This is a genomic window from Streptococcus sp. DTU_2020_1000888_1_SI_GRL_NUU_041A (assembly GCF_032387735.1).
Taxonomy (GTDB): domain Bacteria; phylum Bacillota; class Bacilli; order Lactobacillales; family Streptococcaceae; genus Streptococcus; species Streptococcus sanguinis.
Genome location: NZ_CP135591.1, coordinates 801,630 through 815,178, shown reverse-complemented (window position 1 = coordinate 815,178; position 13,549 = coordinate 801,630). Strand labels below are relative to the sequence as shown.

15 protein-coding genes are annotated in these 13,549 nt (G+C 45.8%); all 15 read right to left on the bottom strand.

Features of this window, described 5'->3' with window-relative positions; all coding sequences use genetic code 11:
- Window positions 1-4 precede the first annotated feature (4 nt).
- The 15 genes from RSK81_RS04140 to RSK81_RS04070 all read right to left on the bottom strand — a co-directional run bounded on the left by RSK81_RS04140 (window position 5) and on the right by RSK81_RS04070 (window position 13,523).
- A complete protein-coding gene (locus tag RSK81_RS04140; protein WP_002912083.1) occupies window positions 5-865 on the bottom strand; it encodes a DNA/RNA non-specific endonuclease in 861 nt (286 codons plus the stop codon).
- Between the two features lie 58 nt (window positions 866-923).
- Window positions 924-1,106 (bottom strand): DNA-directed RNA polymerase subunit beta, encoded by a 183-nt coding sequence (locus RSK81_RS04135; protein ID WP_002912082.1) that lies wholly within the window; start codon window positions 1,104-1,106, stop codon window positions 924-926.
- Entirely contained in the window at window positions 1,099-2,379 is a 1,281-nt protein-coding gene (gene murA / locus RSK81_RS04130; RefSeq protein ID WP_315687518.1) for a UDP-N-acetylglucosamine 1-carboxyvinyltransferase, read from the bottom strand. Before murA ends, RSK81_RS04135 begins: the two co-directional genes overlap by 8 nt.
- Window positions 2,380-2,446: 67 nt before the next feature.
- Window positions 2,447-2,677: a DUF1146 family protein gene (locus tag RSK81_RS04125; protein ID WP_002897901.1), complete on the bottom strand. Its 231-nt coding sequence runs from the start codon at window positions 2,675-2,677 to the stop codon at window positions 2,447-2,449.
- Between the two features lie 176 nt (window positions 2,678-2,853).
- Window positions 2,854-3,276, bottom strand: coding sequence for a F0F1 ATP synthase subunit epsilon (locus RSK81_RS04120; protein ID WP_002904155.1), 423 nt, complete (start codon window positions 3,274-3,276; stop codon window positions 2,854-2,856).
- Between the two features lie 7 nt (window positions 3,277-3,283).
- Window positions 3,284-4,690, bottom strand: coding sequence for a F0F1 ATP synthase subunit beta (gene atpD, locus RSK81_RS04115; protein WP_002897903.1), 1,407 nt, complete (start codon window positions 4,688-4,690; stop codon window positions 3,284-3,286).
- 38 nt (window positions 4,691-4,728) lie between these two features.
- Window positions 4,729-5,610, bottom strand: coding sequence for a F0F1 ATP synthase subunit gamma (locus tag RSK81_RS04110; protein ID WP_002895995.1), 882 nt, complete (start codon window positions 5,608-5,610; stop codon window positions 4,729-4,731).
- 15 nt (window positions 5,611-5,625) lie between these two features.
- Window positions 5,626-7,131: a F0F1 ATP synthase subunit alpha gene (gene atpA / locus RSK81_RS04105; RefSeq protein WP_002895997.1), complete on the bottom strand. Its 1,506-nt coding sequence runs from the start codon at window positions 7,129-7,131 to the stop codon at window positions 5,626-5,628.
- 15 nt (window positions 7,132-7,146) lie between these two features.
- On the bottom strand, window positions 7,147-7,683 hold the full coding sequence (locus RSK81_RS04100) for a F0F1 ATP synthase subunit delta (RefSeq protein WP_002904151.1): 537 nt from the start codon (window positions 7,681-7,683) through the stop codon (window positions 7,147-7,149).
- Window positions 7,683-8,177 (bottom strand): F0F1 ATP synthase subunit B, encoded by a 495-nt coding sequence (gene atpF / locus RSK81_RS04095; protein ID WP_002912080.1) that lies wholly within the window; start codon window positions 8,175-8,177, stop codon window positions 7,683-7,685. Before atpF ends, RSK81_RS04100 begins: the two co-directional genes overlap by 1 nt.
- A 19-nt stretch (window positions 8,178-8,196) precedes the next feature.
- Entirely contained in the window at window positions 8,197-8,910 is a 714-nt protein-coding gene (atpB, locus tag RSK81_RS04090) for a F0F1 ATP synthase subunit A (RefSeq protein WP_002912078.1), read from the bottom strand.
- A 42-nt stretch (window positions 8,911-8,952) separates the two neighbouring features.
- A complete protein-coding gene (locus RSK81_RS04085) occupies window positions 8,953-9,153 on the bottom strand; it encodes a F0F1 ATP synthase subunit C (RefSeq protein ID WP_002912077.1) in 201 nt (66 codons plus the stop codon).
- Between the two features lie 263 nt (window positions 9,154-9,416).
- Window positions 9,417-10,358 carry a mannose-6-phosphate isomerase, class I gene (gene manA, locus RSK81_RS04080; RefSeq protein ID WP_002912075.1) on the bottom strand — a complete coding sequence of 314 codons (942 nt, stop codon included), beginning with the start codon at window positions 10,356-10,358 and terminating at the stop codon, window positions 9,417-9,419.
- Window positions 10,359-10,483: 125 nt separating this feature from the next.
- Window positions 10,484-10,984 (bottom strand): phosphatase PAP2 family protein, encoded by a 501-nt coding sequence (locus tag RSK81_RS04075; RefSeq protein WP_002912074.1) that lies wholly within the window; start codon window positions 10,982-10,984, stop codon window positions 10,484-10,486.
- A gap of 142 nt (window positions 10,985-11,126) precedes the next feature.
- Window positions 11,127-13,523 (bottom strand): glycogen/starch/alpha-glucan phosphorylase, encoded by a 2,397-nt coding sequence (locus RSK81_RS04070; RefSeq protein ID WP_315687516.1) that lies wholly within the window; start codon window positions 13,521-13,523, stop codon window positions 11,127-11,129.
- Window positions 13,524-13,549: the final 26 nt, after the last annotated feature.

Here is a 13,549-nt window from a genome sequence, read left to right as displayed (position 1 = left end):
AAAATTAAGAACCCGTCTCCTGACTGACCTTGCCACTATTATAGTCCAAACGAATCCCTTTTTGCACATTCGGAATAAAGACATTGAATTCCAGACTGCCATCGCTGGACTTGGCCTCTAGATGAGAACCAACTGGCACTAAATCAGTCTCCGTGGCATAAATCAAGGTTACCCGGTAGCGCACTCGCTTGTTCTTATCCAAAGCCTTCCGGATCTTTGTCTCATAGTAATTCTGCCCTGTCGAATCCGCCTCATTGGCTTGGTTGGACCAGGCCGTCTGCACAGCGATATTGGCAGGATTGCTGGTGGAGGCATCAAAGCCCTTCAAACCACCAATCAGTGAATAGGCCAAGAGATGTCCGCGGTCCACAGCATGATTGTACTCACCAGAGAGGTTCTTGAGTTGATGCCAGCCTGCCGGTACCCATGAAGTGTTGGCATTTCCAGTTTCTTCCCGTTTTTTGTACTGGCGGGTAGACTTGGATAAAAAGGCATTCGCCACCGTCGGAATAGCTTGCCCTTGTACAAACTTGGTCTTATTGTCAGCGTAGGGTTTGCTAGAAATCCCCGCATCCAAGTCTGTCCTATTCCCATTCACGATAAAGGCGCCAGCTCCATTCCATTCAATGCTGCCTTTAAGCTGAGCTCGGACAGCATCCGTCAGAACGCTCTCAGCCAGTTCCTGACTAGGGGTGCCCTGATCTTGGACTTGCCCAACTCTGATTTCTGAATTTGGACTCTGAAGTGGCTGCTGACCGTCCTGTCCCCAGAAATAGCCAGCCAGAGCTAAAATCAAAGCCAGAGTCAGCCCAGCCCAGCCTTGCAGGCTCTTAGAATTCCTTTTCTGACTAGTCTTTCTTTTCATCTTTTTTCTTTCAACTTAGCAAACTGGATTCATTTCAGCCAGTCTGTTCGACTAGGAGCTAGTTTCCAGTAAACTTCCCGATTAATTCTTGCCAGGTTTCTGGTGAAAAAACTGATCCCTTACCGTTTCCGATAATGTTATAGCCAATCATCAGAGACACGAAAAAGAGAATCACTGCTATCAGGAGAACCAACAGAACAAGGCCAATTTGCCGACCTAAATATTTTAGATTTTCACTCATCGTCTTCTTCCTTTACACGCTTCACTTTGGCTCCCAAGGCTGCCAATTTCTCATGGAATTTATAGTAGCCTCGGTCTAAGTGTACGAGCTTGCTGACCTTAGTCTCGCCTTCAGCAATCAAGCCCATCAGAATCAAAGTCGCACTGGCCCGAAGGTCAGTTGACATGACTTCAGCTCCCTGAAGACTGCCACCGCCCCAGATACGAGCTGTATCACGCATGATATCAGAGTGCAGCCCCATCCGACGCATTTCCTCCAGATGCTGGAAGCGGTTCTCAAAGACAGTCTCAATCATCGTAGACTCGCCCTTGGCCATGGCCATGAGCGCCGTAAACTGAGCCTGCATGTCGGTAGGGAAGCCCGGATAAGGAAGAGTCTTGACCGCAACCGGTCTAAGTTTCGAAACATCGGAACGAATCCGAATCCCTTCATCTTCCTCTGTCACTTCCACTCCCATTTCCTGCATTTTGGAAAGCAGGGGACGATTGTGCTCCCAAATGGCATCCTCAATCAGCAAGTCACCGCTGGTCATAGCTGCAGCAACCATAAAAGTTCCTGCTTCGATACGGTCTTGAACCACATTATGCTTGGCACCTCGCAGCTGGTCCACTCCGACAATAGTCAGAGTCTCAGTACCTGCCCCTCTGACTTTGGCTCCCATTTCATTCAAAAATAGGGCTAGATCAACGATTTCAGGCTCCCGAGCAGCATTTTCAATCACTGTCGTGCCTTGAGCCAGCGTTGCAGCCATCATGATGTTTTGCGTTGCTCCCACACTAGGAAAGTCCATGTAAATGTGAGCTCCCTTGAGCCGCTCTGCCTTCGCTTCGATATAACCCGCTGTTTGGGTAATCTGAGCGCCCATGGCTTCTAAGCCCTTCAGGTGCAAGTCAATAGGCCGACTGCCAATCGTACAGCCGCCTGGCATGGAAACCTTAGCGTGACCATTACGAGCTAGGACTGGTCCCAAAACAACGATAGACGCCCGCATTTTGCTGACATATTTGTAAGGTGCCTCCTCAGACAAGGGCTGAGTGGCATCCACAACAACTGTATTTTCTTCCTGATTAAAATCCACCTGAGTGTTTAAACCGCGGACCACATTGTTCATGGTAAAGACATCAGACAAGACCGGAACATTTTTCAAAACAGACTGGTCCTCACTAGCCAAGACTGTCGCTGCCAAGAGAGGCAGCACCGCATTTTTTGCTCCTTCAATCTTGACCTTTCCGACCAAGCGATTATCTCCACCTTGAATAATAATTTTTTCCATACCGATTCCTTACTCTAAATTTTTAAAATCATCCATACTATCATACCATAAAATCAAAAATATAACCTTATAAAGTACCGTTAAAAATCGCCCGGCTCATATCGTAAATACCAATGAAGAAAAGGCTGACTAAATAGCCCAAGGCAATGCTGAACAAGAGAATTAAAAAGCGAATCTTCATCGCATTATCGGCATTAACCTTGAAAAACCTCTCCCACTCAACAACCGTTGACAGCAGATGAAAGGCAAAGAAAATAAAGAGCAAATGACTGCATAATTTAAAAATAACTTCTACCATAACTTTTATTATACCACAAGACTCCAGTCAAGGATGAACTAAACAGTCCTTCCTTTTTTCTTTGGAAAAGAAAACTGAGACAGTTCTGCCTCAGTTTTTCGTATTCAGTTTGTATTCAAGAAACCAAATCTCGTCAGATGAAAGATGACTTCCATCAATCTAGACAAAATAGCTTCTTATAATCTTGTGCCGACATTGATCCGGTTGATTGCCCGTTGCAGGGCAATCTTAGCCCGGCGTTCTTGGTCAATCAAATGCTTATCATGTGCTTCTTCGATTTCTTGCTCAGCTCGGAGCTTAGCCCGCTCAGCCCGACTAATGTCGATATCTCGCTCACGCTCAGCTGAGTCCGCCACAATGGTAATGACATTGTCTGCAATTTCAATGATTCCGCCATTAACTGCAATCCAGTCGATATGCTTGTCATCATCAACCCGGCGCACCTTAACCTGATCCACTTCTAAAACAGCGATGGTATTGATGTGGCGGGGCAAAATTCCCAGCTCACCATCAATGGTCTTTACGGAAACAAATGCAGCATGGTGATCATAAATAAGACCATCCGGTGTCACTATTTGTACTGTCATTTGAGCCATCATTCACCTCTTAGAATCCCATTTTCTCAGCCTTGGCCAATACATCCTCGATGGAGCCCACACCACGGAAGGCATCTTCTGGCAGCTTATCGTGCTTACCTTCAAGGATTTCCTTGAATCCACGAACCGTTTCAGCTACTGGTACATAAGAACCTGGCTGGCCGGTAAATTGCTCCGCCACATTGAAGTTCTGTGACAGGAAGAACTGGATCCGCCGCGCACGTGCAACCAAAGTTTTCTCATCATCTGACAACTCGTCCATACCAAGGATAGCAATGATATCCTGCAATTCATGATAACGTTGCAAGACCCGCTTAACCTCTGCTGCCACTGCATAGTGCTCTTCTCCGACAATCTCTGGTGAAAGGGCACGAGAGCTGGAAGCCAGTGGATCCACAGCTGGATAAATCCCCAGCTGAACCAATTTCCGTTCTAGGTTGGTCGTAGAGTCCAAGTGAGCAAAAGCTGTCGCTGGTGCTGGGTCAGTATAGTCATCCGCTGGCACATAGATAGCTTGGATGGAAGTAACGGAACCTTTCTTGGTTGATGTGATACGCTCTTGAAGCTGTCCCATCTCTGTCGCAAGTGTTGGCTGATAACCAACGGCTGATGGCATGCGGCCCAAAAGGGCAGACACTTCCGAACCAGCCTGCGTAAAGCGGAAGATGTTGTCAATAAAGAGCAACACATCCTGACCTTCCACATCACGGAAATATTCCGCGATGGTCAAACCAGTTAGAGCAACACGCATCCGTGCTCCTGGCGGTTCATTCATCTGACCAAAGACCATAGCCGTCTTTTCGATAACGCCAGACTCTTTCATTTCCCAGTAGAGGTCATTCCCTTCACGCGTCCGTTCACCAACACCTGTGAAGACAGAAATCCCCCCGTGTTCTTGGGCAATGTTGTGAATCAATTCCTGAATCAGGACTGTTTTCCCTACTCCGGCACCGCCAAAGAGACCAACTTTCCCACCTTTCAGATAAGGAGCTAGGAGGTCGATAACCTTGATCCCTGTTTCCAGGATTTCTGATGAAGTCGATAGTTCATCAAAGGTCGGTGCCTTTTTATGAATCGGCTGGCGCTCTGCATCAGCAGGAAATGGCGCATCCAAGTCAATAGTGTCTCCTAGGACATTGAACACCCGCCCCAGAGTTTCTTTGCCAACTGGCACAGAAATCGGACGACCAGTATCCAAGACCTCTAAACCACGTGTCAAACCATCGGTCGACTCCATGGCAATGGTCCGCACCACACCGTCACCAAGCTCAAGAGCTACTTCAAGGACGATTTTTGATTTTTTCTCATCATTTTTATAGACTACAAGTGCATTATTTATCTCAGGTAGTTTGTCTCCAGCAGCAAACGCAACGTCTACAACCGGCCCGATAACCTGAGCAATTTTGCCTGAGCTCATGTTTTTTCCCTCGTTTAATTTCTAATTCATTTGTGGCCTTATTCCAGGGCACTTGCACCCGCCACGATTTCAGTAATTTCCTGCGTAATGGCAGCCTGCCGAGCGCGGTTGTACTGAATAGTCAAATCACTAATGACCTTTTTAGCATTGTCTGTCGCTGTCTGCATAGCAGTCATACCGGCTGCATTTTCAGCCGTCTTGGCATCAATAATGGCACCGTAAATCATGCTCTCTGCAAACTGGGGCAGCAGTTGATCCAAGATAGAATCCCGACTGGATTCCAGTTCCAGATTCAGCGTATAATCTTCATCAGCTTCATTGGGATCCAAGTCAATGATTGGCAGCATCTGCTCCACCCGCATCTGACTGGTCAGACTGTTGACATGGTGATTATAGCAGACATAGAGCTCATCGAAGAGTTCATTCTGATACATCTCAATGGTCTTGCTAATGATTTTACGGACCTCATCAAAGCTAGGCTGATCTGCTAGACCACGCAACTCATAAACTGGCTGAATGCCCCGAGCTCGGAAGAAATCAGCACCGACACTTCCGATACAGATGACTTCAAAGTCCTCTCCTGTCGGATGGTACTCAGCTTTCAGCTCCATCAAAGCCTTGAGAATGGTTGCGTTATAACCGCCTACCAGACCGCGGTCAGAAGTAATGACGATATAGGCTGATTTCTTAACTGGCCGACTGATTAACATCGAGTGATGACGGGCATTTTCTGCCTCGTGGCCATGCAGCATATCCGTAACTAACTTACGCACTTTCTGGGCATAGACCTGAAAGTTCTTGGCTGCTTCCTCAGACTTTCCCAGCTTAGCAGCAGAAACCATCTGCATGGCATTGGTGATTTGACTGGTGTTTTTCGTGGATGCAATTTTATTTTTAATATCATTCAATGAAACTGCCATCTGACACCTCTATTCCTATTTGAAGCTAGACTGGTCAATAAACTCAGTAATGGCAGCATCCAAGACTTCCTCACTTGGAAGGTCTTTCGTTGTCCGAATGGTTTCATAAATGCTTTCTTGATGTGCATCAAAGTAGGCAAATAATTCTGACTCAAAGCGCAAAATATCATCTACCGGCACACTGTCTAAGAAACCATGGGTCAAAGCATAGAGAATCACGACCTGCTTCTCAACCGGCAGTGGCTCATGAATCGGCTGCTTCAGGACTTCTACAGTCCTGCGGCCACGATTGAGCTTGGCCTGCGTTGCCGCATCCAAATCACTACCAAACTTAGTAAAGGCCTCAAGCTCCCGATAAGAAGCCAGGTCGATACGCAGGGTTCCAGCTACTTTCTTCATAGCCTTGATTTGGGCAGAGCCCCCAACCCGTGATACAGAAGAACCTGCATCAATGGCTGGACGTACCCCAGCATTGAACAGGCTGTCGCTGAGGAAAATTTGTCCGTCAGTGATTGAAATCACGTTGGTCGCGATATAAGCTGAAATATCTCCTGCCTGCGTTTCAATAAATGGCAGAGCTGTAATCGAACCACCGCCCAGCTCATCAGAAACCTTGGCTGAACGCTCCAAGAGACGGCTATGCAGATAGAAAACATCTCCTGGAAAGGCCTCACGGCCTGGCGGACGACGGAGCAGGAGGGACAGTTCACGGTAGGCTACAGCCTGCTTAGACAAGTCATCATAGACAATCAAAACATGCTTGCCATTATACATAAACTCTTCTGCCATCGCTACACCAGCATAAGGCGCTAGGAAAAGCAAGGGCGACGGCTGTGAAGCAGAGGCTGTCACGACAATCGTATAGTCCAAAGCACCATACTGACGGAGCGTTTCTACCTGCGTACGAACGGTAGATTCTTTCTGACCAATCGCCACATAGATACAAATCATATCCTGACCTTTCTGGTTCAGGATGGCATCAATGGCAATGGTCGTCTTCCCAGTCTGACGGTCCCCGATAATCAGCTCCCGCTGGCCGCGGCCAATCGGAACCAAGGCATCAATAGCCTTGAGACCTGTCTGCAAAGGCTCAGATACTGACTTACGCTGCATAACACCTGGAGCCGGTGTTTCAACCGGACGTGTCTTATCCGTGACAATGTCACCAAGTCCATCAACAGGACGACCCAGCGGATCAACAACCCGTCCAATCAAGGCCTCTCCCACAGGAACTTCCATGATTTTACCAGTCCGGCGGATGGTATCTCCCTCACGAATGTCTGTAAAGTCTCCCAAGATGATAATCCCAACATCGGTCGACTCTAGATTTTGCGCCATACCATAAGAGCCATTTTCAAAGATTAACAACTCTCCGCTCATAGCCTTATCCAGACCATGAGCACGCGCGATTCCATCACCAATATAAGTGACGACCCCTGTTTCCGTGACGTCAAAATTTGGCTGGAAATTTTCAATTTGTTGCTTAATTAAAGCGCTGATTTCTTGTGCGTTAATCGCCAAAATTCACACCACTTTCTATTTCAATTTTTCTTTTACGACTTGCAATTGACGTTTTATGCTTGCATCAATTGTTTTGTTATTGGCAGAGATGACAAAACCGCCAATCAAGCTGCTGTCCAATTCTTCCTTAAGCGAACGGACTTTTAGGCCCATTTTCTGCTCAATAATCGGCCGAATCTTCTCCTTCTGACTGGCTGTCAAAGGCTGAACAGAGCGCAACGTCACCTCAAACTCATTGCTAATCTTTTCAAGCTGGTGCTGACTCTCCAGCACAATCTCATAAAAGAGGTCCTCGCGATGATTGAGAATGACGATTTCAATCAGATTATCAAGCAGCTGGGAGCCTGAGTTTTGAAAGAGCCGCAGACTCTTTTCTTTCTCGTGGTCACTGATGCCGATATGTGACAAAAAGTCAGCAAGGCCGGTCTCCGCGAAAACAGCCTTAATCTGACTCAGTTTTTCAAAAACATCTTCTTGCTGACCTTTTTCAAAGACCGTCTGAACAAAAGGCAAAGCATATTTCTCAATGATTGCATATTGCTTCTTATCCATCAGGCATCTCCTAACTGTTTGATATAGCGGTCGATGAGCTCGCTCTGAGCTTCCTTATCCAGCTCCTGACTCAAAATCTTACTAGCCAGAGTTACTGTCAAGTCGGCTACTTCTCCTTTGATGCTGCTCATAGCCTCTGCCTTGTTTTGGGCAATTTCCTGATTGGCTTTAGCCTTCAAGCGCCCTGCTTCTTCTGCTGCATTAGCTAGTATTCCAGCCTTGTTCTTTTCAGCTGTCTCCTTAGCTGTTTCAACGATAGTAACGGCTTCCGCACGACTTCCTGCCAACTCATGCTCCCGCTTTTGAGCCAGTTCTTCTGCTTTTTGACGCGCAGATTCTGCACTATCAATATCGTCAGAAATTTTCTTTGCTCTTTCTTCAAAAATGCTGGTGATATTGCCCCAAGCAAATTTTTTGATGAGGACAATCAAAAGAAGAAAGGAACCTGCCACAAGGATAAAGTTTCCAATCAATTCACCTATGGTTATATTCATTTATTCGACTCCTTTCTCTTTATTCCTCACCATTAATTTTCTTGCCCAAGTACATGGATGTCAACATAGTGAAAACATAAGCCTGAATGCAAGAAATAAAAACGGAAAAAGCTGTCCATACAAAATTAGCAACAAAAGCTACTGGGTACCAATAAAAAGCCTGATGAGAAAGGGTCACCAGCAAACCAGCTAAAACTTCCCCTGCAAAGATATTCCCGTAAATCCGCAAGGCTAAAGAAGCGAAGTTGGTGAACTCTTCCAAGATATTCATTGGCGTCATAAAGCCCGGTGTCGCAAAAGCTTTCAGATATTTTTTCACGCCTCGGCGACGAATGCCTTCTACATGGCAAATCAAAGTGATCAAGAAAGACATGCTAAGGTCAAAACCGAGGTTAGCCGTTGGTGACGTCCAAAGATTTTCACCGCTGGTCGTTTGCAATTTTGCCATGAGACCAAGGTTATTGGCTATTACCAAAAACAAGAAAAGTGAAAACAAAAACAAAGAATAATTCTTCATATATTTGCTTCCGATATTTCCCTTGGTAAAGTCAATCACAAAATCATAGAGATATTCTAAGGCATTTTGCTTTCCCGACGGCTTAAGGGTCATCTTGCGGCTCGCCCAATAAACAAAGGCAAAGACCATGAGAACAGCTAAAAGAGACATAGCAAGCAGGGTCAAATCAAAGGTCACAGGACCTAACTGAATGGTTGGATTTACACTTTCTTCCAACTAACTCCCCTCCTTTTCTAAAGATGAAAAACTTTCCTGTTCTTACTTGATGATGAATGCCATAACCAATGTTACAAAGAAAGTACCTTCGATAAAGGCAATCCCCATAATCATCAAAGTTCTTAATTGACCGATAATCTCTGGCTGACGAGACGCTGATTTGAAAAGGTTACTCATAAGCATTCCTTCTGCAATCGAAACACCCAAGCAGGCCAAACAAAGTCCTAAATATGTTAAATTCATGATGACTTCTCCTTTATATTTTAAAATTTACTTCCTTAGTTTACTCCTAAAATATCGAATAGTCAATCTTTTGCCACCATTGTAAGCGTTTTTTGTTTCATTCTTTTGATTTATAAATTTTCCTGTCAAAACAATTAAATCATTATTGAGATACAAACTATTCTGCTATATAAATAAGAGAAACTGATTGAAATTTCACTTATTTCATATGTTTTTTAAAGAAAAAAGAGCAAAGTGATTATTTGCTCTTGATTTTTCTATGATTATGGATGGCTAACAATCAACTGCATATCTCCAGACAAGGTCCATTCTGTGACATCGTTAGGCAGGATGAAATGCTCCCCTTTTTCAAGAGGATAAACTGCCCCACCAACTTCTAGCTCACCGACACCTTCCAAGACACTGACCAAGCTATAGTCTGCTGTCTTTTTAAAATTGACTGAACCGGCAATATCCCACTTGTAAACAGCAAAGAAGTCATTGGCCACCAAAAGAGTAGAAGTCAAACTATCTGCCTGAATGGTAACAGGACGGCTATTCGCTGGCTCACCGATAGTCAGAACGTCAATCGACTGCTCCAAATGCAGCTCACGAAGATTGCCAGCATCGTCCTTGCGATCAAAGTCATAGACACGGTAGGTTGTGTCACTGGACTGCTGAGTTTCTAAAATCAGAATCCCCGAGCCAATGGCATGCATGGTGCCACTTGGTACATAGAAGAAATCGCCAGCTTTTACTGGGATTTTGGTCAGAAGATGGTCCCAATCCTTGCTCTCAATCTGCTGGCGCAGCTCTTCCTTGCTCTTGGCATTGTGACCATAAATAATCTCTGCTCCTTCGTCTGCAGCAATGACATACCAGCATTCAGTCTTACCAAGCTCCCCTTCGTGCTCTAGTCCATAGGCATCATCAGGATGGACCTGAACACTGAGCCAGTCATTGGCATCTAAAATCTTCGTCAAAAGCGGAAAGACAGGTTCCGGACGATTGCCAAAAAGCTCACGGTGCTCGGCATAGAGAACATCTAACTTCTGGCCGGCAAAGCGTCCGTTCTTGACGGTTGACACACCATTAGGATGAGCGGAGATAGCCCAGTACTCTCCTACGTGATCGCTGGGAATCTCATAGCCAAAGACATCGCGCAGCTTGGTTCCGCCCCAAATCTTCTCCTGCATCACAGACTGTAGAAATAATGGTTCTGACATGGTATTCTCCTTAAATATTTTTTAGATCCAGCAAGGAATAGCCCTTGGTGTCGAAACGGTTGTTACTGCTTCTATTATAATATAGCTGGAGGTCCTTTGTCTACTCTCTGCCGAAAACAGGTCCTTTATAATAAAAAAAGTAAAGCTCCCCAGCAAATGCCGCAAAGATAGCCGACCAGCACATCCTTTGGATAGTGCACTCCGCCAATCACGCGCACTACGGCTAGCCCTGCTGAAAGCAAGAGGCAGATAAGCCCCGGCAGCCAGAAAAAGTAGAGTAGACACATAGAAATCACTGTCGCCGAAAAAACATGGCGGCTGGGCATGGACTTGCCTGATGTATCCTTGGTCAGCAAGGGCTGAATAGCCCATTTTTCATAAGGGCGTTCTTGATTCAGCCGTTTACGAATGGCCGACAGCAGACCAAATCCGATAGCTGGTAAGAAGAAAAAAGCAAGCAGCCCTTTCCAGCTTTCTGTCAGAAAGGCACTGATTAGAACGAGACCATAAACGATAGGTATGAAGAGGGTCATTCCCCGATTGAAGTAAGCCAACCCTTTCAGCCACTGAGGGCGACTGCGAAAAGGAGTCGTTAATTGTTGATAAAAAATCGTGTAGTCTTTCATGCTTGCTTACCCTGCTTTTCTAAAAGTTGGACTCTCATACTTCCTCTACTATAGCATATTTCTAGACAAGATGGTAGATAGATAGCAAAAGAGACTGAGACCAAAGCCCCAATCTCTTATTGTTCATGTTTTCTGAAGAGTATTATTTCTCCAAGTTCCAGATTTCCTTGGCATATTGCTCAATGGTATCATCTGAGGTAAACTTATCGGAAGTAGCAATGTTAATCAAACTCATGCGTGCCCATTTTTCTTTGTCACGATAGAGAGCATCAATCTTCTCTTGAGCTTCTACATAGGCATGGAAATCTTCCAAGAGGAAATATTCGTCATTGTGGGTAATGAGGGCTTCATAGATTTCAGATCCTTCTTCACGGACGTTTGGAATGGTGCCGTTGACAAAGGTATCGACCACTCGGCGAATATCTGGATTGCTTTCATAGACACCGCGTGAGTAGTAATCGTGGCGGGCATAGTGCTCGTAAACTTGGTCCTTGTCCATCCCAAAGATGACAATATTGTCGTCACCGACCTCGTCCTTGATTTCGATATTGGCTCCGTCCAGTGTAGCTAGGGTAATGGCACCTGTCATCATGAACTTCATGTTGGAAGTACCAGAAGCCTCCTTGGAAGCCAGAGAAATCTGCTCTGATACATCTGCTGCAGGAATGATGAGCTCAGCTAGGCTGACCCGGTAGTTTTCTAGGAAAACAACCTTGAGTTTGCCTTGCAGGCTTTCATCCTTGTTGACCAGATTGGCTACTTCATTGATTAGCTTGATAACCGACTTGGCAAAGTGGTAGCCTGGAGCAGCCTTGGCACCGAAGATAAAGACGCGTGGCACCATATCCTTGTCAGGATCGTCCTTGAGGTCCCAGTAGAGCTTGATGATATGAAGCAGGTTGAGTAGCTGACGCTTGTAGGCGTGGAGGCGTTTCACCTGGACATCAAAGATGGCTTCTGTAGAGACTTCCACTCCTGTTGATTCCTTGATGAAGTCAGCCAGACGAGCCTTGGCTTCCTGCTTCACTCGGTAGAAATCACCCAGCACTTGCTGATTGTCCTTGAATTCCAAAAGCTTACGTAGCTCATGGATATCACTTCTCCAACCTTTACCAATTAGTTTATCAATCTCAGCTGACAGAGGCTGGTCCGCAATTTGCAGCCAGCGGCGCTGGATAATTCCGTTGGTTTTGTTATTAAACTTCTCTGGATAAATGCTGTAGAAATCACGCAAGGTGTCTTCTTTGAGCAGTTCGGTGTGGAGTTTGGCAACACCATTGATTGAATGACCGCCAATGATAGCTAAATGGGCCATGTGGATTTGATTGTCCTTGACGATCCGAGTGTTTTCGATGACTTGCGGATCAAGGCCGCGCCCAGCCATTTCAGCTACATAGCGGTTGTCAATCTCTAGGATAATCTGATAAACCCGCGGCAGGACATTTTTAAAAAGCTCTGCATCCCATTTTTCCAAGGCTTCAGACAGAATGGTATGGTTGGTATAGCTCATGGTTTTAACTGTAGCATTCCAAGCATCTGCCCATTCCAGGTCGTACTCATCCACCAAGAGACGCATAAACTCAGCCGGTGCAACAGCTGGGTGAGTATCGTTAATATGGACAGAGACCTTCTCATGAATATCCTTGAGCGGACGCCCTTGCTTGAGGTAGGATTTGATAATGGTCTGCAGACCTGCACTGGTCATGAAATATTCCTGGATCAAGCGCAGCTCTTTTCCTTCGTAGCTAGAGTCGTCTGGATAGAGAATGGCAGTGATGTCTTGCACCCGGCGACGAGCTTCAATGGTCGGGTAGTCCAGTTCATGCTCCTCTGGAATTTCAACATACCAAAGCCGGAGATTGTTGACAGTGTCATTGCCAAAGCCAATCTGCGGCACATCGTAAGGAACGGCCCGCAAGGTTTTAGAATTCTCATAAAGAGGCACAATCCGACCTTTTTCATTGGCATGGAGGGAAACATTTCCGAAGATTTTAACATCAACAATATCATGGTCCTTACGGGTCTCCCAGACATTGCCTAGACTGCCAAACCAAGCATCAGGAATTTCTACCTGATAGCCATCTACGATGCGTTGCTTAAAGAGGCCATAGCGATAGCGAATCCCATTTCCAAATCCTGGATAGCCAGTGGTTGCCAGCGAGTCCATGAAGGCAGCCGCCAAGCGACCCAGACCGCCATTGCCCAAGGCCATATCATACTCAGCATTCTTGACATCTTCAAAGTCAACGCCCAAATCGGCAAAGCCTTCCTTGACCGTATCGAGGATTCCTAAGTTGAGCAAATTGGTTTCCAGCATACGACCTGGAAGAAACTCGATAGAAAAGTAATAAGCTGTTTTTTGCTGCTGCTCAATCAACTGATTGCGACGCTCCAGCCAAAGGGGCGTGATATACTTGCGGACAGTGCTGGCTAAAGCCTGAAAAAGCTCCACTGAAGTCGCATCGGCAACCTTAATCAGCTGTCTTTCATGTAGAATGTCCTTAAAATCTCTAATAAAACGTTCTTTTGTCAGTTCCATGGTGGGTGGGTATCTCCCTTTCTTAA

Coding starts and splice junctions, on each gene's coding strand:
- RSK81_RS04140 (WP_002912083.1), bottom strand. CDS start 865: ATGAAAAGAAAGACTAGTCAGAAAAGGAATTCTAAGAGCCTGCAAGGC.
- RSK81_RS04135 (WP_002912082.1), bottom strand. CDS start 1,106: ATGAGTGAAAATCTAAAATATTTAGGTCGGCAAATTGGCCTTGTTCTG.
- murA (WP_315687518.1), bottom strand. CDS start 2,379: ATGGAAAAAATTATTATTCAAGGTGGAGATAATCGCTTGGTCGGAAAG.
- RSK81_RS04125 (WP_002897901.1), bottom strand. CDS start 2,677: ATGGTAGAAGTTATTTTTAAATTATGCAGTCATTTGCTCTTTATTTTC.
- RSK81_RS04120 (WP_002904155.1), bottom strand. CDS start 3,276: ATGATGGCTCAAATGACAGTACAAATAGTGACACCGGATGGTCTTATT.
- atpD (WP_002897903.1), bottom strand. CDS start 4,690: ATGAGCTCAGGCAAAATTGCTCAGGTTATCGGGCCGGTTGTAGACGTT.
- RSK81_RS04110 (WP_002895995.1), bottom strand. CDS start 5,610: ATGGCAGTTTCATTGAATGATATTAAAAATAAAATTGCATCCACGAAA.
- RSK81_RS04100 (WP_002904151.1), bottom strand. CDS start 7,683: ATGGATAAGAAGCAATATGCAATCATTGAGAAATATGCTTTGCCTTTT.
- atpF (WP_002912080.1), bottom strand. CDS start 8,177: ATGAATATAACCATAGGTGAATTGATTGGAAACTTTATCCTTGTGGCA.
- RSK81_RS04085 (WP_002912077.1), bottom strand. CDS start 9,153: ATGAATTTAACATATTTAGGACTTTGTTTGGCCTGCTTGGGTGTTTCG.
- manA (WP_002912075.1), bottom strand. CDS start 10,358: ATGTCAGAACCATTATTTCTACAGTCTGTGATGCAGGAGAAGATTTGG.
- RSK81_RS04075 (WP_002912074.1), bottom strand. CDS start 10,984: ATGAAAGACTACACGATTTTTTATCAACAATTAACGACTCCTTTTCGC.
- RSK81_RS04070 (WP_315687516.1), bottom strand. CDS start 13,523: ATGGAACTGACAAAAGAACGTTTTATTAGAGATTTTAAGGACATTCTA.